Below are 24,381 nucleotides of genomic sequence, written 5' to 3'. Positions count from 1 at the left end.
GACAGACCGCCAACACGACGACGGCGGGCACACAGGAGAGACAGACCGCCCGTGCGACGGCGGCAGAGAGCCAGACCGAACCAGCCACTTCCGCGACGGGCAGAGTCGTGCAAGCGGGACAGACTGCCAGCACAACGGCGGGTATTTCGGCCGGATCAGCTGGGCACGCTTTCGTTCCGCCGTTGGCACCGTCGCCACCTCCGTCGAGCCCACCCACAGTGCAGCACCGGCGTGTGTCGGCTACGCCTGATACCCGAAGAGCAGCCACCGGTTCCCCCGACCCCGGTCTCCCCAACACTGGCCTCCGAGACACAGCAAAGCGGGCAGCCGAAGGCCCCGGATCAGATGCACGACCCGGCACAGCCCCCTCCGATGGGGCCGTTCGAAATCCCTCACGAACACTGCGGACAGACCTCGAGGCATGGCTGCAGCGCTCGAACGGTGCAACCAGCAGCAGCTCCCTCGCCTTGGTCCGCCGGGTGGCTGCCACAGTCGTGATCCCAGGCTCTGCCGCCTCCGCATATTTCCTGATCCGAGACCCAAACGGTTACCCCGCGTTGCCGGCAGGTCCCGGATTCCTCGACCAATCCAGTTCCTTCCTGGCGGCAGTCCCCGTCGTGTGGGCCGCCTGGCTGCCGGTTTTTGTGGGAGCCCTCGCCTACACGGTCTACCAATGGCTTCCCGCGCAGCGCCTGAACCCGCGCCACGAGTGGGCAGGCTGGGCGGCAATCACCGCCGTCGTACTGGGAACGCTTTGGCTGTGGGCCGCAACAGAAGGACATCCTGCGGCAGCCACATGGATTGCAGTGATTCTGGTACTGGCAGGCCTGGCCGTAGTCCACAGGATTAATGGCTGGCCCCCGTCAACCCGCGCCGAACACCTCATAACTGATGTTCCCGCCGGCGCGTTTTTAGGCGTTTCCGTCCTGGCGCTGCTCGCCTCTCTGGGAAGCTGGCTGGTGCAGTCCGGAGCCGACGTCGGCGGGTGGGGCGGGGAAGCGTGGACCCTCGTCGCCCTGGTTTCCGTGGTTGTGGGCGTCACCACCATCTGTATGACGGACCGTGGGCACCTGTCCGTCGCTCTTACCGTGGTGTGGGGGCTCGGCTGGATCGGCGTGGCCCGCCTGTTGGAGGACCCGGCCGCAGTGTGGCCGGCAGTGGGCGCCTTCGTGGCCGCCTTCCTCATCATCGTTTCGGCAAGCTCACGCCGGCAGCAGGTGGATCATGCCCGCCGGCTGGCGGACCGCCAGCAGCTCAAAGCGGAGTCCAGCGGCCCCGCTGCCGGCGAAGCACCCGAAGCTGCTCGCACCTAGCCACCTGCTCGACGGCGTGCCGCATGTTCATGGCAGCGCGCCGTGCCTGCGAGTTTTCCACGCCGTACTCGTTGGCGGGAACCATGAACCGCAGGGTAATCCGTGGAACTCCGGACACAATATCCAGCTGGTTCGCCTCCACATGGTGGCTCGCCTCCAGCGCTTCCACGGCGGCGTTCATGACCGCCTCCGGCGGATTTCCGGGCCGCAGCCCAAGGATGTTCAGTTGGACTCGGAAGGAAGGCATCCTCCAACGTTAGACCGCGACAACGTTGGACCTCGACGGCGGCCTCCCGCCCCGGGCAGCGCCGCGGGCAGCACCCCCGGGTCCCGGCCACGCACCCAAGCGCCCAGGTCCGGCCCCGAAAGGCACCCGCCTAGAGTTCCTGGTCCTCCGGGTCGAAGGAGGAAAGCGGATCGCCGCCTCCGTGGGCCGGGTCATCGCTGCCGTCTTCCATCGGGTCAACACTGGGATCCCCGAAGTCGACGTCGCGGGAGGCTTCACCGATGGTGGGTTCGTCCGGCGGGATCTGGGAATCACCCTCTTCGAAACGTTCCTCCTCGGTCTCATCCCGCAGGGTCTGGTCCGAATCCGCACCGGGCTGACCGGCAAGCGGTTCCTCGTTGATCAGCGGATCGTCCTGCCATGCATCGGGGTTGTCCTCGGCTGCGCCGGGGTAGGAAAGCGCCTCTTCAGCCATGAGGTCATCGTCGTCCAGCAGTTCCTCGCCTGAAATGATCGACACCTCGTCAGGTGTCACTACCGCCTCCAGATCATCAGCCAGGGCCGGGTTGTCGCTGTGGTCCGGGTTCTGTTCAGTCATCAGGGTCGCACCTTTCGATCGGGACGCGGAAACGTCATATCTCGATACTAAGCCTACTGAGGACCGATCTGCGAAGTCACTCCCACCTCCCACGTGCGCTCCCACGCGCGCATCCGCGTTTACCGTGCCGACGCGGGATTTTGCACTCCAATCCCGCATTCCACCGCATCGGACCGAATTAAGACACAAAAGTTTGACGTAATACCGAAAGGCAGGAAAGGCTTACCCCCGTTACCTTTTTGAGACCTTCGAAGGAGTGCCTAGTGAGCCCTTTACAGCAGCCGGAACCTGCAGATCAGTTGGAGTCTGGCTGGGCGCAGCCTTCCGCCGGGGAACCCGGAGCCTCGGCGGCAACCGCGGGAACTGCGGCAACCTCCGCCAGTGCGGAAATAGCTGCCAGCGCGGCGACAGCTGCCGATCTGTCCGCATTGCTGACCGGCAACTCGATCCAGCGCTACCTCGCGGAGAACCAGCAGGGTATGCACTCGGTTGCGGAATCGATCGGTTCAGCCACTCGACCCTGCACCGGACGGCATCCCGCCGATCTCGCTCCGGAAGTCGATGCGGTGGACCTGGACCAGCCGCTCGGCACAACCAGGGCCGCCCTGGACGAGCTGGCACCCCTGTACCTCCGGGACGCCGTCTACTTCCACAACCCCGGCTATGCGGCCCATCTGAACTGCCCCGTCGCCATCCCGGCGTTGGTGGGCGAAACCATCCTCAGCGCCGTCAACTCCTCCATGGACACCTGGGATCAGAGCGCAGGCGCAACCCTCATCGAACGGCGCCTGCTGCGCTGGACTGCGGAGCGGCTCGGGCTCGGACCAGCCGCCGACGGCGTGTTCACCAGTGGGGGCACAACGTCGAATCTGCAGGCCCTCCTGATTGCCCGGAACCACGCGGTGGCCAAGCTGCGCAGCACGGCAGGCACCGGGACAGGAACCAGCCCCGAAACCACAGCCCAGCCCAGCGAACGTCTCCCCTCACTGCTCGGCCAGCTCCGGATCTTCGCGTCCGAGGCCAGCCACTTCAGCATCCGCAAGTCAGCGGCACTGCTGGGGCTGGGTGAGGATGCCGTGTATCAGGTTCCGAGCGACAGCAACCGCAGGATGCACCCGCAGGCCCTCCGGAAGGCCCTGGTGGAGAGCCGCAGCCGAAACGAAATTCCCATGGCGATCGTGGCCACCGCCGGCACCACGGACTTTGGCAGCATCGACCCGTTGACCGACTGCGCGGAACTGGCTGCCGAGTTCGGAACCTGGCTTCACGTTGACGCGGCCTACGGCGGCGGACTGGTGACGTCGCTGAAGTACCGGGACAGGCTATCCGGGATCGAGGCAGCCGATTCCGTGACCGTGGACTACCACAAGACCTTCTTCCAGCCGGTTTCCGCGAGCGCTGTACTGGTGCGGAACTCGGAGGAGCTGCACCATATCCGGCACTACGCCGACTACCTCAATCCCGAGGCCGCTGCCCATCCGGACATTCCAAACCAGGTGGACCACAGCATTCAGACGACACGGCGCTTTGATGCCCTCAAGCTCTGGCTGACCCTGCGGGTGAGTGGAGCAGACGGAATCGGACGGCTCCTGGATTCTGCGGTCGACCTCGCGCAGAGCGCCGGGCTGCAGCTCGAGCGGGCAGGAGATTTCGAGCTCGCCGCTCCCGTCCAGCTGAGCACAGCCGTGTTCCGTTTCCGGCCCGATGGACTGGACGAGGACACCTGCGACGCCATGAACCGCGCGATCCGCACCCGGCTGGCGGCAGCCGGCGACGCTGTCATCGCCGGCACCATGGTGAACGGCCGGAACTATCTGAAGTTCACGCTGCTCAACCCCACGGCCACCCTCGAGGACATCATCCACATCATCACCCTCATTCGCATCACGGGTACGGCCTGGCTCGCGGCAACGGAAACGACCGCGGCGGCAAACGCGGTCTCAGCACCCGAAACTGCCGGAGTGGCCGCATGAACCGCATGAACCGCCCGAACGGCAACGCCAACATCAACAACACCGCCAGCGCCACCAACGCCGGGACCGGCACCAGCTCCACCAGCACCCACACCAGCACCAACACCCACCAGCCCATCCGGGACCTCATCGGCATCGGTGTCGGCCCGTTCAACCTGGGCCTGGCCGCACTGAGCGAGCCCATCGCGGAGCTCGATGCCCTGTTCCTGGACGGCCGCCCGGACTTCGACTGGCATCCGGGCATGATGCTGGAAACCGCCCACCTGCAGGTCCCGTTTATGGCAGACCTTGTCTCCCTGGCGGATCCGACGTCGCGGTATTCCTTCCTGAACTTCCTCAAGTCCACCGGACGGCTCTACCGCTTCTACATCCGCGAGGACTTCTACCCGCTGCGTGCGGAGTTCAATGCCTACTGCCGCTGGGTTTCCGGGCAGCTGCCCAGCGTCCGCTTCTGCAGCCGGGTCACCGGCGTCGACTATGAGCACACAGCGCACGACGGCGGACGTTACCTGGTCCGCACCGAAGGCGACGGCGGCACCCAGGTCCACGCGGCGCGGCGGCTGGTACTGGGCACCGGCACCCAGCCCGAGGTGCCGGCGTCGTGCACCGGACTCCTGAACGGTCCCGGCACAGCCGTGCACAACAGTGACTACGTGAATTCCAAGGCCAGCCTGCAGGCGCAGGAGAGCATCACGGTGGTGGGCAGCGGCCAAAGCGCTGCAGAGGTATTCCTCGATCTGCTGCCCGGCAGCGGACCGGACACGTACCAGTTGAACTGGGTGACCCGCTCAGGGCGGTTCTTTCCGCTGGAATACACGAAACTGACCCTGGAAATGACGTCGCCGGACTACATCGATTACTTCCATGCGCTGCCGGCACCCACCCGGGACCGGCTGATCAGTTCGCAGAAGAACCTTTACAAGGGCATCGATTCCGCCCTGATCAACGAGATCTACGATGCACTGTATGCCAAGAGCCTCAACGGCCCGCCCGCGGTCCGCCTGCTCACCGGAACCGAGGTGACAGCCACCAGCTATGACCCGGCCACCGGGCAGCATGTGCTGGAACTGCACCACGCCGAACAGGGCAGCTCCGCCCGGCTGGCAACGGGCGGCGTCGTCCTCGCGACCGGCTATTCCTATCAGGAGCCGGAGTTCCTGCAGGGCATCAGCCACCGGATCCGGCGCGACAGCCGGGGCCGCCTGGAGGTGGACCGCGGCTACGGGATCGGAGTGGCACCGGCGGAGATCTTCGTTCAGAACGCCGAACTGCACACCCACGGCTTCACCTCCCCGGACCTTGGAATGGCGGCCTACCGGAACTCGGCCATCCTGCGGGAAATCCTTGGCTGGGAGTACTACCCGGTGGAAACCAGCACCACGTTCCAGGAATTCGGGCTGGCCGGACCCCGCACCCCGCAGCCCGCCCCGGCCCACAGCGAAGGAGCACTGGCATGAAGTTCGAGTTCCACCCCGTCGACCCCCAGGCCGACGCCGGCCTGCTGCACAGCTGGATGCGGCAGGAGTACGCCGTCTTCTGGGGGATGAATTCCGCCAGCGTGGAGGACGTCCGGGCCGAGTACGCCGGGATCGCCGCGAACCCGCACCACGATGCGTGGCTGGTGCACGACGCCGGTACACCGGCCTTCCTGATGGAAAGCTACGCTCCGGCCCACTCGCCGCTCGCCGGCACCTACCCCATACTCCCCGGGGACCGCGGGATGCATCTGCTGATGGGCCCGCCGGACGCGCCCCGCCGCGGCTACACAGCGGCCGCTTTCCAAGCGGTGATGGAGTTCCTGTTCGCCGATCCGTCAGTTGACCGGGTGGTGGTGGAACCGGATGTGCGCAACACCAAAATCCACCGCCTCAATGCCCGGATGGGCTTCGAACCCCAGGAAAACATCACGCTGCCGGATAAAACCGCTCTGCTGTCTTTCTGCACCCGCACCCAATTCCGCGATGCCACTTACCTCAACTCCACCAGCCGCGGGCAGCCTGGCACCGGTACCGGCAACACCACCGCCAGCGGGCAGCTTTCCCCCGAACAGATATCCCCCGAAGGAGCCACCCGATGAGCACCACCGTAGAAAATTCCGTCCGCACAGCCCTGCCCCCTGCCGGCCCAGTCCCTGCCACGAATCCCAGCGCGCATCTGACGCCGCAGAGCTGGGCGGCGGCCAACCGCCATGTGCTTCGAAAGGCCCTCGCCGAGTTCGCCCACGAACGCATCCTGACCCCGCGTGCCACCGCGCCGGGCCGCTATGAACTGACGTCCGACGACGGCGGTGCCACCTACCGCTTCGAGGCGGACGTTCTGGAACTCGAACACTGGAGCATCCAGGCTGAAAGCATCGTCCGTACGGTGCAGGGCGTGGAGACCGGGCTCGACGCCCTGGTTTTTATCACTGAGTTCGCCGGGACCCTGGGGATCAACAGCCAGATGCTCCCCGTGTATCTGGAGGAAATCTCCAGCACCCTGGCCTCCCACGCGTTCAAGCACACCGGGGCTTTCCACACCTCCGGAGAACTCGCGGCCGGAATCACGCAGGGCCGCGATCCTGCCGCGGACTTCCAGGCACTCGAGGCCTCCATGACCGAAGGCCACCCCTGCTTCGTCGCCAACAACGGACGGCTGGGCTTCGGATCGGCGGACTACCTCGCCTATGCACCGGAAACCGCCGCCGCCATCCGCCTGCACTGGATAGCAGTAGCCAAGGACAGGGCCAGATTCACCGCCGTCTCCGGCCTGGACTATGCGGCGCTGCTGGCCGCGGAACTGGATCCCGGCGTGCAGGCCGGGTTCGAGGCGGATCTGCGCGCCCGGGGTCTGGCACCGGAGGCTTACCTGCTGATGCCGGTGCATCCATGGCAGTGGGAGAACAAGCTCAGCGTCACCTTCGCGGCAGACGTTGCCCAGCAGTACGTGGTGCATCTGGGGCCGGGACCGGACGTGTACCAGGCGCAGCAGTCCATTCGGACGTTCTTCAACCGGGATGTGCCCAGCCGCTGCTACGTCAAGACCGCGCTGTCCGTGGTCAACATGGGCTTTATGCGCGGACTCTCCGCCGAGTACATGGTGCCCACCCCCGCGATCAACGAATGGGTGGATAACCTCGTGACATCCGATTCCACCCTGGCCGGCCGAGGCTTCGGGATCCTGCGGGAGACCGCCGCCATCGGGTACCGCAATACCTACTACGACGCCGCCGCCCCCAAGGGCTCCCCGTACCGCAAGATGCTGGCGGCACTGTGGCGGGAAAGTCCGCTGCCCAAGCTGGAAGCCGGGGAACAGCTGGCCACCATGGCCTCGCTGCTGCACACCGATCCCGCCGGCACCCCGTTCGTGTCCGCCTTGATCCGCCGTTCGGGGCTCCCGGCCCGGGACTGGCTGGCCCGCTATCTGCAGGCATACCTGATTCCGGTGCTGCACTGTTTTTATGCCTACCGGCTGGCGTTTATGCCACACGGGGAGAACCTGATCCTTATCCTCAAGGACGGGGTTCCGCAGCGGGTGCTGATGAAGGACATTGGAGAAGAGATCATCGTGATGGCGGACAAGGTGGAGCTGCCGGCCGAGGTGTCCCGGGTCCGGGTAGAGGTCCCGGAGGACGAGCAGGTACTCTCTGTCTTTACGGATGTGCTGGACTGCTTCTTCCGTTTCCTTGCAGCTGTGCTGCATGAGGACGGGCAGCTGGCGCAGGAGGATTTCTGGCAGGTGACCGCGGAGGTGATTACCGTCTATCAGGCCGGGCACCCGGAGCTGGCAGCGGACTTCGCCGCGCACGATCTTTTTGCGCCGGATTTCGCACGGTCCTGCCTGAACCGGCTGCAGCTGCGCAACAACCAGCAGATGCTGGACATCAGCGATCCCTCCGGCGGGCTGCAGTTTTCCGGCCGGCTGGGGAACCCGCTGGTCCAACCGGAGTAAAGGTAGCCTGATTAAAGCGGCAACGAATTCGATCCATGAGGAGGTGGACCCCACCAGGCTGGGGTCGATTGTGAAACCAGAGGGTTTACGGGAACGAAAGAAGCGCCAAACTGAAACCGCCATCGAGCTGGCGGGCATAGAGCTGGCCCTGGAATCGGGCCTTGAGACGGTCACCGTGGCGAAGATCTGTGACCGCGCGGAAGTCTCACGCAGCACCTTCTTCAACTACATGCCCTCCCTGGAGGCAGCAATTTTCGGCCGGCCTTATCCCAGGCTGGTCCCCGGGGAAATCGCGGCGATGCTCGACGCAGCTGAGGGCCTGCCGCTCTCTTCAGCCCTGCTTGGTGTGGTGATGTCCGTGATCGAAAACACCGCGGTCAATCCGGAGGTGGCGGGCAAACGCTACCAGCTCATGCAGCAGCATCCGGAAACCCAGATCCTGGTGCGCGGTCCACTCACCCAGGTTTTCGATGACCTGGCCGATGTGGCGGGGGACTGGCTCGAGGCCCACCCCGAAAGGCAGGCCGGGGCCGGCCCGGCCAGGCGGGAGGCCAAGCTCCTCGTGGGGATCGTCGGTATGGCTCTGGAGGATCTCCTGCTGCGGTTGAGCGCCGACGGCGGACTCCAGGATGTTGAGCTGTCCCCAGCTGACTGGGTCGAGGCGATCGCGAACATTGCCCACCTCGCGGGTTCGCAGGTTCAGGGGATCCCGGGGTCCGGCCTGTAACCAGGTACGGAGCACCAACTGCGCAGACACTGCTACGAAATTACTGCCGCGAAACTAAACAGCAGCGCAGCCAGCCGCCGCGAAATAGGTCAGCAGCGTAACCAACAGCCAAACTTGGACTCAATCCAAGTTTGGCTGTTAGTTTACGTTAGTGCACTCACATTTACTGCCCGGACGGCCCGCTGGGGGCCGGTCTGCCGGAGTCTGGCCTGCGGGAGCCCTGACCAGGTCAGTCATGACACTTTTCGCCATCGCCCTTTTTATGGTGTGCGGTTGGCTGGCCCCCTCCCCTGCCCATGCCACAGCACCTGCCACCGCCACAGTCCCCGCAGCGGTCACTTCGGATCTCGAAGCCCCCGCTGCTACAGCGGAAGTGTGGATAGATGTTGAATCCGACACCGCCCGCAGCGGAATTGGGTCCATCTCCTGGCGTCAAAGCGCAGGCCCCTGGAACCAGCTCCAAGTGTCCCGCACCGTTTTTGGCGCTACTGGCATCGCGGCTGCAGTGCCCGGGGCAAGTGAAGTCAGGTTCCTGGTGTCCAGCCGGTTTTCCGCGGATGTGATTGTCTCCTTCGTCGCTTCCAACGGCGTGGTGCTGGCGGAACACCGGATCCGGGAAGCAGCTTTCGAACCGACACAGGCGAACGGCGGCTGGATCACCTGGCCGGACCTCGCACAGGGATCCCCGGCGGATGTGGAAGTTGTGCCCGGCACCGGTACACCTCCCGGCCAGAACGCAGCACCGGCCGGCCGCGACGATCCTGCTGGCGCCGGCAGCAGCCCCGGAGTTCAGGCCCTGGGGCAGACCGGTGCTTCACCGGCACTCCTCATCGGAGCACTGGCCGCGGCTGCACTGGCGATTGGTACCGGCTTATTCCTGGTCCTGCGGCGCAGCACAGCGGCTCCGGCCGTGGAATCAGACGGCGGGGATACCCCGTGAGCGGCATCTTCAGCCCGTGCCGGGCAGTGCAGGCGCCGGGACAGGGAACGGACACTATCCAAGGACTAAAGCGCCGAGGCATCCAGGCTGCGGTCGCTGCCCTGACCGCCATCGGGATGATGCTTGTCTTCACACCTCCACCCGCCTCCGCAGTCTCCCGCGATGCGCTCACCAACCTGGGCGCCGTCGTCGGGGCCCCCGCACCGGGCTTCGTTCCGTCCGGCGCCAGCGTGCCGGTGGTGGACAGTTCCGTGGGACGCGGGAACCCGCTCGGCACCGATCCGTCAGGTGCGGTGCATCTGGGTGCCGCGGCCGAAGCGCATTCAGCCGCTCTTGTCCGGCTGACCATGTTCGAACCCGCCGCCGATGCCACGGCCTACACATCTGCGGACACAGCGGTGCTGCATACCCGGGCCGGGATTACTGCCTCCACCACCCTGCTGCTTCCCCTCGTCCGCGGCAGCGTACCGCTCTGGGCGGACACCGCTGCGGACACACGACTTGAAGTCCTTGCCTACTTCGACGGAACGGAGGCCTCAGGCGGCGCCACCATCGCTTTGGCGAATCCGGTCCGGCGGGCCGACACAAGCCGGAATGTGGGCGGCGGGTCGCTGGGACAGCAGCCCCTCTGGGTAGGACTGACGGGTGAGGGCAGCGTCTCCAGCACCTTGGCGCGCAGCGTTTATGCAGTTCTGGATGTGACACTGGACCGCCCGGACACAGTCCTGCTCGGCGATGGCCAGCGCCTGCCGCTTCCGGCGGGCCGGACGATCGTTTCCACCATTGTGGATGCGGAAGACCAGGGCGGCACAACAGTCGCACTTCAAACCGGCGGTAATTCCGGATCGCTGACGGCCACCGTCACCGGCTGGGTAGCAGAGGCCGGCGAAGACGCTGCCAAAACGAACCACCGGGGCAGCTACGTCGTCAACACGGAACAGCGGAACCAGGTAGAGGTGCCGGTCGCCGCCGCAGAGCAGCCGAAGCCGGTCGCTCTGGCCGATGACCACGACAGTGCCTACGCCCTCGTGCTTGCCTCCGCCGGTGGCGTCGCCGGAGGCGGTACCACCACACTGTCCTGGGGACCCCGCGTTAGCGGCCGTGCCAGCGGCGAAGCAGTAGACCGGGTGGCAGGCGCCCAGCCCCAGCTCGCACTCGTTCCCGTCACCGGAGGTGAATCCCAGCTCTCGATCCGCCGGGGCTCTGCCGTGGCGGCCGTCCAGCCGCTTGGCAGCTTCCTGGGCGAACCGGTCCCCTATGACAAGACTGACCCGGCGGCTATCGAGATCACCTCCCCCCGCGACTCGCAAAGCCTGGACCTCACCGAGACCGGCTACTTCACGCTTGAAGGCACGGTGTCCACCGGGATCAATGCCGTCGAACGCATTGAGATCAGTTCGCCCAGCGTCGGTTTCATCGGGTTGGCGGAGCTGAATCCCGTTGGCGGGAGCATCACGTGGAGCTTCCGATCACTGGCTCCGGAAGACGGAGACTTCGACTACGCCGCCACGGTCTTCGACCGCTCCGATCCCGGCGCTGCGAGAGCTTCCGACCGGGTCCGGCTCACCCTCGACGTGGCCGAAGAAGGGGACACTGTGGTGTCCCCGGAGGCGGAGGTGTTCCATCTGGACACGACAGAGCTGGACTTCGAGGTTCTCACCGAGAATCTCCTGCGGTTCACTGAGCGGCCGGAGCTGGAACCCGGAGACATCATCGTCAGCGCGCCCGTGCCATCGGCTCCCTCCGGTTTCCTCGGCCGGATGTCCCATATGGACCTCGTCTCCGGAGCGTGGGAGGTTGCTACGGTTGAGGTGCCGCTGGAAGAGCTCTTCCTGCAGGTCGACGTCGATGAAAGCGTGGACTACGGCGAGGGTGAGGATGTTGTTGCCCACGATCTGCTCGCCCAGGCCGGAAATCCCCTGGATGTTGTCTCCGGAACGTTTGCACTGCAGAACGAGGACGGCACGTCAGGCCCGGAGATCCCGGTAGCGGAGGTCGAAATTGTTGACGACGCCGGAAACCCGCACTCGCCCGCGCCCGGGACCTACGCGGAAGTCGTGAGCGGGGACGACGTCGATCTCGAACTCAGCAGCGACGAATTCAACCTGGACAGCCCCTCTGACTTCAGCACGTCCTGCCGTCTGGCGGGAACCGACGGGCAGGAACCCAGAGGCGAGGACATTGATGAGAACGGTGAGTGGGTAGCGCCGGCAGCCCCCGCACCGGGCGACGGCTCCTGCGGTGGCCCCTTGAAAGGACCCGGCGCTTCCCTGTCTGCAGATTGGACCACCAAGGTTGATGCCGGCATGGTCTTCGTCGTCGAAAACGGTGTGCCGAAGATCAGGACCGCCGGAAAGAAACAGGAGCCCTGGGAATTCGAATCCTGGGCCGCGAAGGAACGCGGCGATGAGGCCGGAGTAGCCATCCGCGGCGGCGGTGAACTGAACCTGGGCTTTGCTTTTGTCCTGAAGACCAAGCTGCAGTTCAAGTGGAAGGTCATTCCCAAGGGGGTAAGCATTGAGGAGTTCAGAATTGAGTTCAACTCGAAGCTGAAAGCCTCAGCCTCGGTCCAGGCCTGGGTGCAGACCCAAAGCCGCTGGAATGTGAATCTCAAGGTCGCCGAGGTTGCCCTTCCGACCACCACCTTCATGGCGGGTCCGGTGCCCGTCGCCATTACCAACCGGCTGAACTTCGCCATAGCGTTCACGGGCACTCTGCGGGCAGAAGCGGAGATCCCGGCAATCGGCATTGAGCGGGCGGACACCTTCGGTTTCAAATACACCAGCGCCGCTGGCATGGTGCGCATCAAGGAGGACACTCCCACGAAGTATGTCCTCCCGAAGCCCCGGCAGATGGCAGGGAACACCTCGTTCTCCGTTGAAGGCGAGATCGCGGCCGGGCCGGAGATGTCCTACCAAAGCCGCATCTACACCTTTGCAGGGCCGGACATCACGCTCTCTGCCAAGTCCGGTTACAGGGCCAAACTGTCCACCACCGGCATCCCGCCCACCGAGGCCGCGATCGAAGCCAGCATTTTCCTTGCACTGGGCCTCAGCGGGTCCGCCAAGCTCACGCTGATCAGGTGGGAGCTGCTCAGCCTCACCATCTTCAACGTGGGCGCGCGGATCAACCTCCTTGAGTACAAGGATGAGTGGAAGCTCTAGGCCAGGTTCCGGCGCCGCGCTGACTGTGGAAGCTCAGGGAGTTCCAGGTGCAGCGCCGTTTCCAGGCTGCGCCGATTCAGGGCAGCCCGTTTCGCTGCACGTCATTTCAGTGCAGCGCCGAAATCCCGGTGATCTCCCGCCCGGTGATCAGGCTGTTGATCTCGTAGGAACCCTCGTAGGTATAGATGGCCTCGGCATCGGCAAAGATCTTCGCCATCCGGTAATCGGTGACGATTCCGTTGCCGCCCAGCAGTCCCCGTCCCAGGGACACCGTTTCACGCATCAGCCGGCTGGCGTAGGACTTGGCCAGCGCAGCCCGGGCCATCTCCCCGCGCGCTGACCCCTCGACGGAAACGCGGGCATATCCGCCCTGCTCCAGCTCTGTCACCCGGGCGAGCATCCCGGTGGACGCCACGGTATTGCCGAGCATCCGCACCAGCTGCTCCTGCACCAGCTGGAAACCCGCCAGCGGACGGCCGAACTGCCTGCGTTCGACGGCGTAGGCGCGGGCGACGTCGAAAGCCGCCAGCTGCTGGCCCACCGCTTGCCAGCCCACCATGATCCGGGAGCCGCGCAGCAGGTGCTTGGTGTCTTCGAAACTGTCGATCCCGGCCAGCCTGTCCGCTTCGGCGACCCGGACTTCGGTGAGTTCGATGTCCGCGTTCTGCACGGTCCGCAGCGCCGTCTTGTGTTCGATCCGGGACCGCTTAATCCCGGGCAGCGAGGCGTCGAGGAGAAACCCGCGCACCTTCCCGGTGGCCGGTTCCCTGGCCCAGAGCAGCATCCAGTCGCAGAATGTCCCGTTACCGATCCAGCGCTTGGTGCCGCTAAGGATCCAGGTGCCGCCGTCGCGCACCGCAGTGGTGGCCATCCCGCCGGCAACATCCGAACCGTGGTCCGGTTCCGTCAGGGCGAAGGCGCCGGTGATCCGCAGGGCCTGCGCGTCGGCCAGCAGCCGTTCCTTCTGGGACGCGGAGCCGAAGGCGTGCAGCCCTTCCACAAAGAGGTCATGGTGGACCATAAAGAAGGTGGCGATTGAGGTGTCGGCCCGGGTCATTTCGGCAATCACCAGGCCGGCGAACAGCGGGCTGTAGCCGCGCTGCACCGGCGTGGAGAGTTCCAGGCCGGCCAGACCTGGCAGCAGCCCGGTGGGAAAACGCTCCTCGTTCCACCAGCGGACGGCATGCGGGGTGACTTCCGCTGCCAGGAAGGTCCGCAGCTGGGCCAGCTTGGCGGTTTCCTCCGGGCTCAGGAGCTGCTCAAAGGAGAAGAAATCGGCGTCCGGAAGCATCAGCACACCCTATTTCGGTCCCATCCGGATGGCACCGTCCAGGCGGATGGTCTCCCCGTTCAGCATGGGGTTGGCGATGATGTGGCTGACCAGGGAGGCATATTCGTCCGGGCGGCCGAGCCGTGAGGGGTGCGGAATCTGCGCGGCAAGCGAATCCTGGGCGTCCTGCGGCAGGCCCGCCATCATCGGTGTTTCGAAAATGCCCGGCGCGATGGTCATCACGCGGATCTGGTGCCGCGCGAGCTCCCTCGCCAGCGGCAGGGTCATCGCGGCGACCCCGCCCTTGGAAGCGGCGTAGGCAGGCTGCCCGATCTGTCCGTCGAAGGCGGCCACCGACGCCGTGTTGACGATGACGCCGCGCTCCAAGGTGCCGCCGTCGTCCGTTACCGGACTGGTTTCGGCCATGGCGGCAGCAGCCAGCCGGGTCACGTTGAAGGTGCCGATCAGGTTCACCTGGATCACCCGGGTGAAGTCCTCCAGGGGGAGGACACCGTTCCGGCCCAGGACCTTGCCCGGGGTTCCGATGCCGGCGCAGTTGACCGCCACCCGCAGCGGAGCCGCAGCCATGGCAGCTTCCACCGCGCCCTGCATCTGCCCGGGGTCCGTGACATCGCCCGGGACGAAATGTGCGTTGTCCCCCAGCTCTCCGGCATAGGCCAGGCCGCCGGACTGCGGCAGGTCCACGAGCACCACTTCGGCGCCGGCATCGATCAGGCGGCGGGCAGTGGCCCGGCCCAGCCCCGATGCTGCTCCCGTGACAATGGCTGAAGCGCCGGATAACTGCATCTGTCCTCCTGGAATCTGGGTGCGCGGGTGTGCGTGCGGTCCCACGAGCCTACTGTGACGCGCAGCACGCCGCATCCCGCGCCCGGGTTATCCGAGCCCCGTCCACCGTGACGGCACGGGCCCGCGGGTCTAGGGTGGTTCGCATGCCTGCCGCACAGACTGTCCGTAACGCCGAGCTGCGCGCCGATACGGCAGCCCAGTCTGTCACCACGGCGTTCGGCGGCCCCCTGTTCGGCATCCCCGGCACGCATCTGGGCGCTGTCCGGGCTCCGCAGCCCCTGCCGCGCGGAGCCGGTCCGTGGCATTACTGGTGGCAGGCCCACTACGTCGATCTGCTGGTGGATGCCGGCCTGCGCAGCCGCGCTCCCCTCTCCGGAAAGGGTTTCTCCGGTGTTGATCCGATCCGGTTGGCGGACATCCTGATCCGCACGATCCGGCTGCGCAACGGCGGACGGATCACCAACAGCTTCTACGACGACATGGCCTGGCTGGCGCTGGCAGCCCTGCGCGTGGATTCCCTGCCGGGCCCGCCGCGAGGGACCAAGCCGCGGCACCAGCGGCTGCGGGAGTCGCTGGGCTCGGCCCTGCGCTCAGCCCATACCCAGGAATTCGGCGGCGGCCTGTTCTGGAACCGCAGCCGAAACTTCAAGAACACCCCGGCAACCGCACCTGCCGCCCTGTATTTCGCCCGCCGCGGGGAGCGCGAGCGCGCGCAGGCACTCATCGACTGGCTCAACACAGTCCTGCTGGACCCGGAGACGGGACTCTACTTCGATGGTGTGCGGCGGGAAGGTGACCGGCTGCTGGTGGAGACCCCGATCTACACCTACAACCAAGGCCCGGTCCTGGGCGCACTGCTGGAACTCGGCGGTCCGGCCAATCTGGACCGGGCCACGGCACTGATCCAGGCCACAGCCGCGCATCTGGTGTACGACGACGATGCTGCGGGCGGCGGCGCTGTGTACGACGACGGCGCTGTGTACGACGACGATGCCCCGCTGCTGCGCACCCACGGCAGCGGTGACGGCGGGCTTTTCACCGGCATCCTCAGCCGCTACCTCGCGGAAGCTGCTGCTGCACCCACCCTGGACCGGCAGACCCGGCGGCTGGCGGGCACGCTGGTCACTGAACTGGCGGAGCGGCTGTGGAAAGGCCGCGCAACCAGGAACAACCTGGCCGTTTTTTCCCCCGACCCGCGCAGGACCGCAGACGAAAGCTACCCGGCGGGAGCCGGCGTCGAACTTTCCACCCAGCTCCAGGCCTGGATGGTCTTGGAAGCCTCCGTGCGCGTGGCCCGGCTGGATACCGGCCCGGCAGCGGAAACGCCCTAACCCGCGGCGCCGCTCAGACTGTTTTCAGCGGGTGCTGCGAAGCGGCGGCGTGCGGATCCAGGTCCGCGAGGGTGAGCAGATGCTGGGGATGCTCCGGCAGCGGGAAGGACCGCCGGACGGCCAGGTCCCGGTCCACATGCAGCACCTCGCCGGCGTCCAGCAGCCGCCAGTTGGGATTCTCATCCATCCGCTCGGTGGCCACCAGCAGCGCGGGAACCTGGTTCTGCTCCATCTCGTCGCTCTTCACGCTGATCCGGGTGGTGTGCTTGCCGTGATGGGGCGAATCCGCGCCTTCCTGCAGAACGTACAGCGGATGCGTATCCGGATAGCGCACGGCCCAAAGATCCGTCGGCGTCGTGAGCACCAGGTTCACCGCGTACAGCCGGAGGTTCTGCGCAATCCAGGTCAGGGCCTCCTCAATGGCCGCCCCCAGGTCGCCGCCGTTCTGCCGGGCCAGGCCGGTGATCAGGGCGAAGACGCGTTCGCTGTCCGTTTCTCCTTTGACAATGTGCATGACCTCAAGCTGCCGGAGCCGGTCATCCAGCCGGTCCAGATCCTCCACCACCCCGTTGTGGGCCAGCAACCGGTCGTCCTGCAGGAACGGATGCGTATTCACCGCAGTGTCGCCCCCGGTGCTGGCGTATCGGACATGCGCGATGAAGGTGGTGCCTTTCAGCTTCCGGGCCGCGGCGGCATAGGCGCGGTCTTCATAGGCAGCGATCGGTGCCTTGTCCACCACGGCCTTGCCCTCCGGATTGAACACTCCGAGCCCAAACCCGTCCGCCATCCTGTGGCTCTGTTCCGCTAGGCTGTCCGGCGCCGTCAGCAGCCAGAACGTTGCGCTGACAGGGGCGGGACCTGCGTGCATTCCGAAAAGCCGGCACATGGTGGACTCCTAGTCGGGGAATTGCTTCTGCGGATAGAACGTCTCTCTGCGGCTGAGCATCTCCACGAAGCCCGCGATGTTGCGCTCCCGCGCGGCCTGCGTCTTGAGCCGGCCCAGCCGGTAAGCCAGGGCGAAGCGGTTCTGCGAGGAAAGCACGTCGAACATCTGCTGCGCCCGGGGATCGGCTGCGATGGCGTCCAGCAGGTCCTGGGGCACCTCGGTATCGGCCGGCCCTGCGTAGGCCGCGTCCCAGCGCCCGTCCGCCTTTGCCGAGTCGACGGCGTCGCGTCCCGACGGGCGCATCCGGCCGGCTGCCTCCAGCCTGCCGATATGGCCCACATTCCGCAGCGACCACACGCTGCGCGGCCCCCGCCGGGTGTAGCGCTGGAGGTAGGTTTCCTCGTCCCGGCGTGCGGCCTGCCCGTCGATCCAGCCGAAGCACAGCGCTTCGTCGAGAGCACTCTGCCGGGTGAGCGCCGTGACGCTGCCGCCCTGTTTCCCAACGACGAGCCAGACGCCGGCCGAGAGCAGATGATGTTCTTCCAGCCAGTCCCGCCATGCTGCTGCATCGGGGAGCAGCAGTTCCGGGAGCTCGGGCTTCATGCGCCTAATCCTAGGCCCCGGAGGTACCGGCTGAAAGGCTGGAAGGCAGTTCAGCCCTTGGCCGAAGCGGAGCGCGTCGAATGACTCCTGCTGCAGCTTTGCGGTAGAACACTCCTATGAACGTACGCACTCCTGACCCGTATCCCGGCTGGCTTTCGGAGGAGGACCTGCACGAAGCCAGACAGCGGCTTCCCATGGTTTACGTGGAAGCTGTACCGGTCCGGTGCGATCCGCTGGGGTACGTCACCGAAGTGGGACTGCTGCTGCAGGCGACGCCGGAAGGACAGATGGTGCGCACCTTCGTCTCCGGCCGGGTCATGTACCGCGAAACGATCCGCGCGGCCCTGCTGCGGCATTTGGAGAAGGACCTCGGCCCCATGGCGCTGCCCCAGTTGCCGCCCAGCCTGGTTCCCTTTACCGTCGCGGAGTATTTCCCCTCCCCCTCGCAGACCGGGCTGACCGACGAACGCCAGCACGCCGTCGCACTGGCGTACCTGATTCCCGTCACGGGCGAGTGCGATCCCCGGCAGGACGCGCTGGAATTGTCCTGGCTGACGCCCGAAGAGGCGCTGAGCCCGGCGGTCTATTCGGAGTTTTCCGGCGGCCGGGGCGATCTGCTGCGCCAGGCTCTCGCAACCGCCGGTTGGGGTCGGTAGGGCGTTACCAAGTCTTTATATACTGGGGGTCGATGCACCAACCGCAAAGGGAACAGCCATGTCAGAGAGTGTGCCGGATACGTATGCCTTCCGGGTCAATGCCGAATTGCTCGTCCCGGGGCAGAAACTGGTGCTGGATGAACTGACCCTGGCCCCGCTGGCGAACCTGCGCATCGAGGAAGACGACTTCGGCACCCCAGCACTGGTGCTTGCCGAGCTGGAAGACGGCGGCACGCTGCGCATCGCCTACGGTTCGGTGGTGCGGGTGGCTGCTCCGGCACCGGAACAGAATGCGTCCGAAGCCGTCCGCAGCGTTCCCACCGATGAAGAAACCTATGCCGCGGTATTGGCAGCTGCCCAAGCTGCCCACCCGGATGACCGCACGGTCAAGGAAATCATCACCCGGCTTAGCCGCGGCTTGAACGTCAAAGCTGGCAGCAACCTGCAGGACGTCCGGGACCTGGCGTACACCCTCTACGTCGACCTGGGGGACGCGGACAACGCCCTGGCGGTGTGCGGGCTGATCACCGGGCTGGGATTCGACGGTAACTACGGACGGTGGAACTGGATTCAGGGTGCGCTGTCCCTGGCCGCGCACATTACCCACGACGCCGGCGATATGGAGACCTCCACTGCCTACGCACAGGCGGTGCGCGCCGGTGACCACGCCGAATCCGATCCGTTGAAGGCCAAGCTTTCCGCGGAACTGCTGCAGCGCCAGCTCAACGAACCGAACCTCTATGACCGGGAAGTCCAGCGGGCGGCCGAAGCCGGCGATGAGCTGAGCGAACGCGACTGGCGGATTCTGCGGCTGAACACCCTGCTCTACCTGCGCGCCCACGGCGGATCACAGGCCTACAGCGACGCCGAACTGCAGCGCCGGATCCGCAACGAACTCAGCGCGATCCGCGGACTCAACCTGGACCTTTAGCGGCTGGACCTTTACACCCGGACCGCCAGCACCTGGACCTTTAACACCCGGACCGCCAGCGCAACCCCGGCGCCCAGCCTCACGCTACCGGGTCAGCTTCAGCCCTGCCGGTGTTTCTTGCCCGGATCCGTGTGGTCCGCACCTGCACGAGCGCAACCAGCGCCATGCCGACGGCGGCGCCGATCACGGTTTCCAGCGCCCGGTCCTGAATCAGCAGCGCAGGATTGCTGGGATGGGAAAGCTCCGTGCTCAGCAGGGCCAGCGGGGTGATGACCACCTGGGCCAGTGCGTAGTTGCGGGCGATAAACAGCTCCGCGCAGCATTGGAACACCGCAATCACCAGCACCAGCTGCCAGGGTGCCAGTCCGACCAGCAGGATGGCCGCAGTAACAGCGAGTCCGCCGAAAGTGCCGAGGATGCGGTTCAGCCCGCGGTGCATCCGGTTCCGGAGCGTGGCCCCGACCAGCGGCACCGTGGCAGCGACCATCGCCCAGTAGTTGTGCCCGATTCCCAGCAGTGTCGCAATGGAACCGGCCGCCGCCGCCGCGGTGGCGTACAGGGCGCCGTCGACATATATGGTTTTGCGCTGGGCCGGGGAGAACCGCGGCCGGACGGGCTTCTCCCACTCGGTCCGGTACCGGGGCCAGGCCATCGTCGATAACCCGAGCAGGACGGCGAAGGCAATGGTCAACGCAGCCACCAGCAGCGCCTGCCACAGCGGGGGCTGGCCCGGGACCGAGGAAATGGCCGCGTACGCGAAGATGTGGAACAGCGACCCTGCCGGGCGGAGCCGCCAGAAGCCGGTGGCGATCGTGCCGAGTCCGGCCACCACGGTGGTGCCCAGGACGATCCCCCAGGCATCAAGGCCCAGCCGGGAAGTCAGTGCCCCTGCCAGGATGACCGCGAACATCAGCGCTCCCGCGCGCAGCTGGTGTCCCAGGCGCTGCCGGTGCGGCTCGTTCCGGCCGTAGATTCCGGTAAAGGCGCCGAAGGCCACGAAGATGGCCAGATCGATCCGGCCCAGCAGCAGCAGGGTGAACAACGGAACCCCAACGCCGATGCCGCAGCGGATCCCCGCATGATGGTCGTTCTGGGCGGGAGCAATGCTGAACATTTCGCGCAGGTGCTTCAAGGGGACTTCAACGGCCTTTCTGTCATCCGGGAGTCCGGGAAATAGGGGGTCGGTTGGCGGGAGCAGGCCAGCCGGGCAGGAGCCAAAATCCCACCAACCAACCTTACGCTTCGTCGTTGACAGCAAATGTTTTCTGTGGGACAGGTCTCGCCGCCTCCCCCGCGAGGCGGGGGTTCAAGGCCTTCCGGCCAGCCCGGTCTCCCGGCCGGACCGCCCGGTGTCCGGGTAAGGCAAAATGGAGGGGTGTCCTCCACTGGTTTTTCCTTTGCCCTCGGTAAGCGCCTGCGCGAAACCACTCCCGACTCAGCGTCCCGCGCCCAGGCCAACGGCGGTGAGTTCCAGGGCCGTACCGGCACCATCTCCACCCCGCACGGCGAAATCCAGACGCCGGCGTTTATCGCTGTAGGCACCAAGGCCACAGTGAAGGCGGTGCTCCCCGAATCGGTCGCGGAGCTTGGCGCCCAGGCAGTCCTGGCCAACGCCTACCACCTGTACCTGCAGCCCGGCGCGGACATCCTGGACGAAGCCGGCGGCCTCGGCAAGTTCATGAACTGGTCCGGGCCAACGTTCACTGACTCGGGCGGATTCCAGGTCATGAGCCTGGGCGCCGGCTTCAAGAAAGTCATCAACATGAATGCCGACGGCACCACCCACGCCACCGGGGCGGATGACGACGTCGCTCCCGGCAAGGAACGCCTGGCCCATATTGACGACGACGGCGTGTGGTTCAAGTCCCACCTCAACGGGGACAAGCACCGCTTCACGCCGGAGATCTCCATGCAGGTACAGCACCAGATCGGCGCGGACATCATGTTCGCGTTCGACGAGCTGACTACCCTGCTGAACTCGCGCGGCTACCAGGAACGCTCCTTGGAGCGCACCCGGCTGTGGGCCGAACGCTGCATCATCGAGCACCGGCGGCTCACCGAAGAGCGGTCGCACCGGCCGTACCAGGCACTGTTCGGCGTGCTGCAGGGCGCCCAGTACGAGGACCTGCGCCGCAAGGCATCACGCGACCTCGGAGCCATGGACTTCGACGGCTTTGGCATCGGCGGCGCGCTGGAGAAGGAAAACCTCGGCACGATTGTCCGCTGGTGCTCCGAGGAACTGCCGGAGGACAAGCCGCGGCACCTGCTGGGCATTTCCGAGCCGGACGACATCTTTACGGCGATCGAGAACGGCGCGGACACTTTTGACTGTGTCTCCCCCACCCGGGTGGCCCGCAACTCCGCGTTCTACACGCCGTACGGCCGGAAGAACCTCTCCAACGCCAGGTTCAAGCGCGATTTCGGCCCCCTGGTGGACGGCTGCGACTGCTACGCCTGCGCCAACTACTCCCGTGCGTACATCCAGCACCTGTTCAAGGCCAATGAGATGGTCAGCCACACGCTGATCTCCATCCACAACGAACGCTTCACCGTGAAACTGGTCGACGACGCCCGGCTGGCCCTCGAGGACGGCACGTTCTTCGAGTTCAAGGACGAGGTCCTGGGCAAGTACTACAGCTGACAGGTCAGCTTTTCAGGTACTGCAGCTGAGCTGAAGCCTGGGAAGCTGTGCACTTGTTCGGCCCAGTTCAGCTAGCGGAAACCTGCCCATAGGTTGGTTCCCGCTTCTTGATCGCCTTGATCACGGCAGAGGTCACCGGGACGAAGAGGAACTCCACGGCAGTCTTGTACACAAAGCCGAAGATCACGTAGTTCACGAACTGGCCGGCGTCGCTGATGCCGATCACCGGGGCGGCAATCGCACAGAAAATCAGGGTGTCGGCAAACTCGCCCGCACCGGTGGAAGCCATCAGCCGGCCCGCAAGGGCACGCTCCTTGAACTTCGCTTTCATCCGGGTCAGGACCAGCGAATTCAGCAGCTGCCCGGCCAGGAAGCCCAGCAGTGAGGCAACCACGATCTGCCAGACCGGACCCAGCGCCACCTCGAGTGCCGATTGCTTCTCAAGCCCGAAATCGTCGTCGAACCCTGGCAGTGCAATGATCACCGCAAACGCCAGCACCGCAAACGCGGCCATCGCAAAGCCCATATAGATGGCCCGGCGGGCAGCCTTGAATCCGTACACCTCGCTGATGACGTCCCCGAGGATGTAGGCCAGCGGGAAGAGGAAGAAACCGCCGTCGGTGACAATGCTGAAGTCTCCGAAGATCGGGCCGAGGACCACACCCTTGGAAGCCCCGATATTGGAGATGATGATCACCACGCACATGAGGGTGAGGATCAGATCGTAATGGGAGCTGCCGCGCGAGGCGTAGCTGGGAGCCTGTGGCGCCTGGACGGCAGCGCCCGGGGTTGATGAAGACATGGGTATTCCCGTTCGGTTAGTGGTTCGCCTGAGCTTTCGCCGGCTGTATTAGCACTTGCCCGCTGTCCCGGGCGGCCCAAAGGACCAGCGTTCATTCTGCCATGTTTCACACGCCCCGGGGCTCCGGATTCCATCAGTGAAGCGCTCCCAGCCAGCCAGCGTCACATTTCTGAACCTGTTCAAAACCGTGTTCTAATGTCGATGAGAAGTAGGAACAGGAGTTCGATGGCCGCCGGGGCAAAGAGCGAAACCACCCGGCAACGGCTGGTCGAGACCGCAACAGCGCTTTTCCGCGCACAGGGATACGAGCGCACCACCATGCGCGGCATCGCCGAAGCCGCCGGCGTCTCCGTCGGCAACGCGTACTACTACTTCGAGTCTAAAGACGCGCTCGTGGCGGAGCTCTACCGCTCACTGCAGGACGAACACCGCTCCGTTGCCCTGCCACTGCTGCGCGAGGGACACAACCTCGGCGAGCACCTCCGCGTGATCCTGCTGGCCAACCTCGATGTCCTGTCCCCGTACCACGGCCTGGGCCACCAGTTCCTGAAAAACGCCGCCCTGCCGGTTCCGGGCGGCACCCGCTACGCGGCCCGCGCGGCGGCGGCGGCAGCAGGTACGACGACGACGGCGGCAGCAACAGGTGCGACGGCGGCAGCGGCGCCGGTTCCGGCGTCAGCTTCCCCCGAGGCTTCCCCCGAAGCCCAGCCGGATGCCCCGGCACCCGCACCCGACCCTGCCCCCGCACCGGACGCCGCCCAGATCGGCCGCGGCAAGTCGATTGCCGTGTACCGGCAGGCCGTCCAGACCGCCCGGCCGCAGCCACCGCTGGCCATCCGGGATGATCTGCCGGAGCTGCTGTGGCTCGTGCACATGGGCGTCACCCTGTTCTGGGTTTATGACTCCTCCCCCGGGCAGGCCCGCTCCAGGCGGCTGGTGGCGAACATCGCTCCCCTGGTCGCAAAGCTGGTGATCCTCTCCCGCCTACCGGTTGTCCGGAATATTGTGGAAGATGTGGTGAAGCTGCTGCGAGGAGCGCGATCACATGACTGAAACTGCGGACGACGACGACGTTGATCCAGCCGGGCCATCCAGCGGCACCCGCGCGCCGGAAAGGCACCTGGTCCTGACCCCCCGCGTGACCTTCGGCCCCATCGCGTTCGTCACCGGTTATGGGATCGCCTGCCTGCTCGTGGCCGCGATGGCCACCATTGCCATCGGCTGGGGCACCTCCCGTGATTTCTGGGGCTATCTGTGGATCATCGTGATCGCTGCCTTTTATGCCGGAGGCCTCGGCCTGCTCACTGCGGCACCGGTGGGACTGGCGCTGGGGCTGCTGCTGCGGGGCATCCCCAATCAGTGGCTCCACGTCCTCGCGTTTTTCGTGGTGCCCATGTTGCTGGCCTGGCTGGTCATCGGCTTGATCGCTGGATCCATCGGGGTGCCGCTGCTGATGGCGCTGGCGATCGGCTGCTCGGCTGCCATCGGACGGCTTGCCGTATGGCGCCTGATGGATGTCCGCACCTGACGCGTTCCGTTCCGGCCATGTCGCAGGTGGCGGCCCGCCCCGCTAAAGGTAGAAG

Annotated in this window: 22 protein-coding genes; 14 read left to right on the top strand and 8 right to left on the bottom strand. The window is 65.8% G+C overall.

Translation table 11 applies throughout. The features are described from left to right. The first annotated feature begins 479 nt into the window (after positions 1-479). The gene (locus tag ArtHe_RS16960; protein WP_248318033.1) at positions 480-1,313 is read left to right on the top strand and encodes a hypothetical protein; all 834 of its coding nucleotides are present in this window, start codon (positions 480-482) and stop codon (positions 1,311-1,313) included. On the opposite strand, the gene ArtHe_RS16955 is transcribed toward ArtHe_RS16960, so the two are convergent. Then, complete coding sequence (locus ArtHe_RS16955) at positions 1,255-1,560, bottom strand: hypothetical protein (protein ID WP_248318032.1); 306 nt, start codon at positions 1,558-1,560, stop codon at positions 1,255-1,257. The two genes, ArtHe_RS16960 and ArtHe_RS16955, sit on opposite strands and share 59 nt — an antisense overlap. 130 nt (positions 1,561-1,690) lie before the next feature. Further along, entirely contained in the window at positions 1,691-2,137 is a 447-nt protein-coding gene (locus tag ArtHe_RS16950; protein WP_248318031.1) for a hypothetical protein, read from the bottom strand. Positions 2,138-2,556: 419 nt separating this feature from the next. On the opposite strand from ArtHe_RS16950, the gene ArtHe_RS16945 reads away from it, so the two are divergent. From ArtHe_RS16945 to ArtHe_RS16915, 7 genes are all read left to right on the top strand, one after another. Continuing rightward, entirely contained in the window at positions 2,557-4,110 is a 1,554-nt protein-coding gene (locus ArtHe_RS16945; RefSeq protein ID WP_248319835.1) for an aspartate aminotransferase family protein, read from the top strand. Then, complete coding sequence (locus ArtHe_RS16940) at positions 4,107-5,567, top strand: SidA/IucD/PvdA family monooxygenase (protein ID WP_248318030.1); 1,461 nt, start codon at positions 4,107-4,109, stop codon at positions 5,565-5,567. The genes ArtHe_RS16945 and ArtHe_RS16940 overlap by 4 nt, the downstream gene beginning before the upstream one ends. Then, on the top strand, positions 5,564-6,187 hold the full coding sequence (locus ArtHe_RS16935; RefSeq protein WP_248318029.1) for a GNAT family N-acetyltransferase: 624 nt from the start codon (positions 5,564-5,566) through the stop codon (positions 6,185-6,187). The genes ArtHe_RS16940 and ArtHe_RS16935 overlap by 4 nt, the downstream gene beginning before the upstream one ends. Continuing rightward, entirely contained in the window at positions 6,184-8,040 is a 1,857-nt protein-coding gene (locus tag ArtHe_RS16930) for an IucA/IucC family siderophore biosynthesis protein (protein WP_248318028.1), read from the top strand. Before ArtHe_RS16935 ends, ArtHe_RS16930 begins: the two co-directional genes overlap by 4 nt. A 70-nt stretch (positions 8,041-8,110) precedes the next feature. After that, on the top strand, positions 8,111-8,767 hold the full coding sequence (locus tag ArtHe_RS16925; protein WP_248318027.1) for a hypothetical protein: 657 nt from the start codon (positions 8,111-8,113) through the stop codon (positions 8,765-8,767). Positions 8,768-9,002: 235 nt separating this feature from the next. Beyond that, positions 9,003-9,707, top strand: a complete 705-nt coding sequence (locus ArtHe_RS16920; RefSeq protein ID WP_248318026.1) for a hypothetical protein — start codon at positions 9,003-9,005, stop codon at positions 9,705-9,707. Then, complete coding sequence (locus ArtHe_RS16915) at positions 9,704-12,871, top strand: hypothetical protein (RefSeq protein WP_248318025.1); 3,168 nt, start codon at positions 9,704-9,706, stop codon at positions 12,869-12,871. The genes ArtHe_RS16920 and ArtHe_RS16915 overlap by 4 nt, the downstream gene beginning before the upstream one ends. A gap of 106 nt (positions 12,872-12,977) precedes the next feature. Here ArtHe_RS16915 and ArtHe_RS16910 read toward each other — a convergent pair whose 3' ends face one another. Next, complete coding sequence (locus ArtHe_RS16910; protein WP_248318024.1) at positions 12,978-14,162, bottom strand: acyl-CoA dehydrogenase family protein; 1,185 nt, start codon at positions 14,160-14,162, stop codon at positions 12,978-12,980. A gap of 9 nt (positions 14,163-14,171) precedes the next feature. Next, positions 14,172-14,948, bottom strand: a complete 777-nt coding sequence (locus ArtHe_RS16905; protein ID WP_248318022.1) for an SDR family NAD(P)-dependent oxidoreductase — start codon at positions 14,946-14,948, stop codon at positions 14,172-14,174. Between the two features lie 143 nt (positions 14,949-15,091). Between ArtHe_RS16905 and ArtHe_RS16900 the strand changes: the two genes are divergently transcribed. After that, on the top strand, positions 15,092-16,279 hold the full coding sequence (locus ArtHe_RS16900; protein WP_248318020.1) for a glycoside hydrolase family 76 protein: 1,188 nt from the start codon (positions 15,092-15,094) through the stop codon (positions 16,277-16,279). A gap of 13 nt (positions 16,280-16,292) precedes the next feature. Here the strand turns inward: ArtHe_RS16900 and ArtHe_RS16895 are convergent, their stop codons facing one another. Beyond that, positions 16,293-17,165, bottom strand: a complete 873-nt coding sequence (locus ArtHe_RS16895) for a class II glutamine amidotransferase (protein ID WP_282568695.1) — start codon at positions 17,163-17,165, stop codon at positions 16,293-16,295. Between the two features lie 9 nt (positions 17,166-17,174). Further along, a complete protein-coding gene (locus ArtHe_RS16890) occupies positions 17,175-17,768 on the bottom strand; it encodes a YdeI/OmpD-associated family protein (RefSeq protein ID WP_248318019.1) in 594 nt (197 codons plus the stop codon). A 116-nt stretch (positions 17,769-17,884) separates the two neighbouring features. Between ArtHe_RS16890 and ArtHe_RS16885 the strand changes: the two genes are divergently transcribed. Together ArtHe_RS16885 and ArtHe_RS16880 are read left to right on the top strand one after the other, a co-directional pair. Then, positions 17,885-18,424: an NUDIX hydrolase family protein gene (locus ArtHe_RS16885; protein ID WP_066299800.1), complete on the top strand. Its 540-nt coding sequence runs from the start codon at positions 17,885-17,887 to the stop codon at positions 18,422-18,424. Positions 18,425-18,482: 58 nt separating this feature from the next. After that, complete coding sequence (locus tag ArtHe_RS16880) at positions 18,483-19,355, top strand: DUF6707 family protein (protein WP_248318017.1); 873 nt, start codon at positions 18,483-18,485, stop codon at positions 19,353-19,355. 79 nt (positions 19,356-19,434) lie between these two features. On the opposite strand, the gene ArtHe_RS16875 is transcribed toward ArtHe_RS16880, so the two are convergent. Beyond that, the gene (locus ArtHe_RS16875; RefSeq protein WP_248318016.1) at positions 19,435-20,469 is read right to left on the bottom strand and encodes an FUSC family protein; all 1,035 of its coding nucleotides are present in this window, start codon (positions 20,467-20,469) and stop codon (positions 19,435-19,437) included. A 261-nt stretch (positions 20,470-20,730) separates the two neighbouring features. Here ArtHe_RS16875 and tgt point away from each other — a divergent pair, with 261 nt between their 5' ends. Continuing rightward, a complete protein-coding gene (gene tgt, locus ArtHe_RS16870; protein ID WP_248318015.1) occupies positions 20,731-21,996 on the top strand; it encodes a tRNA guanosine(34) transglycosylase Tgt in 1,266 nt (421 codons plus the stop codon). 67 nt (positions 21,997-22,063) lie between these two features. On the opposite strand, the gene ArtHe_RS16865 is transcribed toward tgt, so the two are convergent. After that, positions 22,064-22,798 carry a queuosine precursor transporter gene (locus ArtHe_RS16865; RefSeq protein ID WP_248318014.1) on the bottom strand — a complete coding sequence of 245 codons (735 nt, stop codon included), beginning with the start codon at positions 22,796-22,798 and terminating at the stop codon, positions 22,064-22,066. Positions 22,799-23,023: 225 nt separating this feature from the next. Here ArtHe_RS16865 and ArtHe_RS16860 point away from each other — a divergent pair, with 225 nt between their 5' ends. Both ArtHe_RS16860 and ArtHe_RS16855 read left to right on the top strand, forming a co-directional pair. After that, entirely contained in the window at positions 23,024-23,851 is an 828-nt protein-coding gene (locus tag ArtHe_RS16860) for a TetR/AcrR family transcriptional regulator (protein ID WP_248318013.1), read from the top strand. Continuing rightward, on the top strand, positions 23,844-24,326 hold the full coding sequence (locus tag ArtHe_RS16855; protein WP_248318012.1) for a hypothetical protein: 483 nt from the start codon (positions 23,844-23,846) through the stop codon (positions 24,324-24,326). The genes ArtHe_RS16860 and ArtHe_RS16855 overlap by 8 nt, the downstream gene beginning before the upstream one ends. Positions 24,327-24,381: the final 55 nt, after the last annotated feature.

Source organism: Arthrobacter sp. Helios, assembly GCF_023167125.1.
GTDB lineage: Bacteria > Actinomycetota > Actinomycetes > Actinomycetales > Micrococcaceae > Arthrobacter_B > Arthrobacter_B luteolus.
This window is presented reverse-complemented; position numbering and strand designations above follow the sequence as displayed.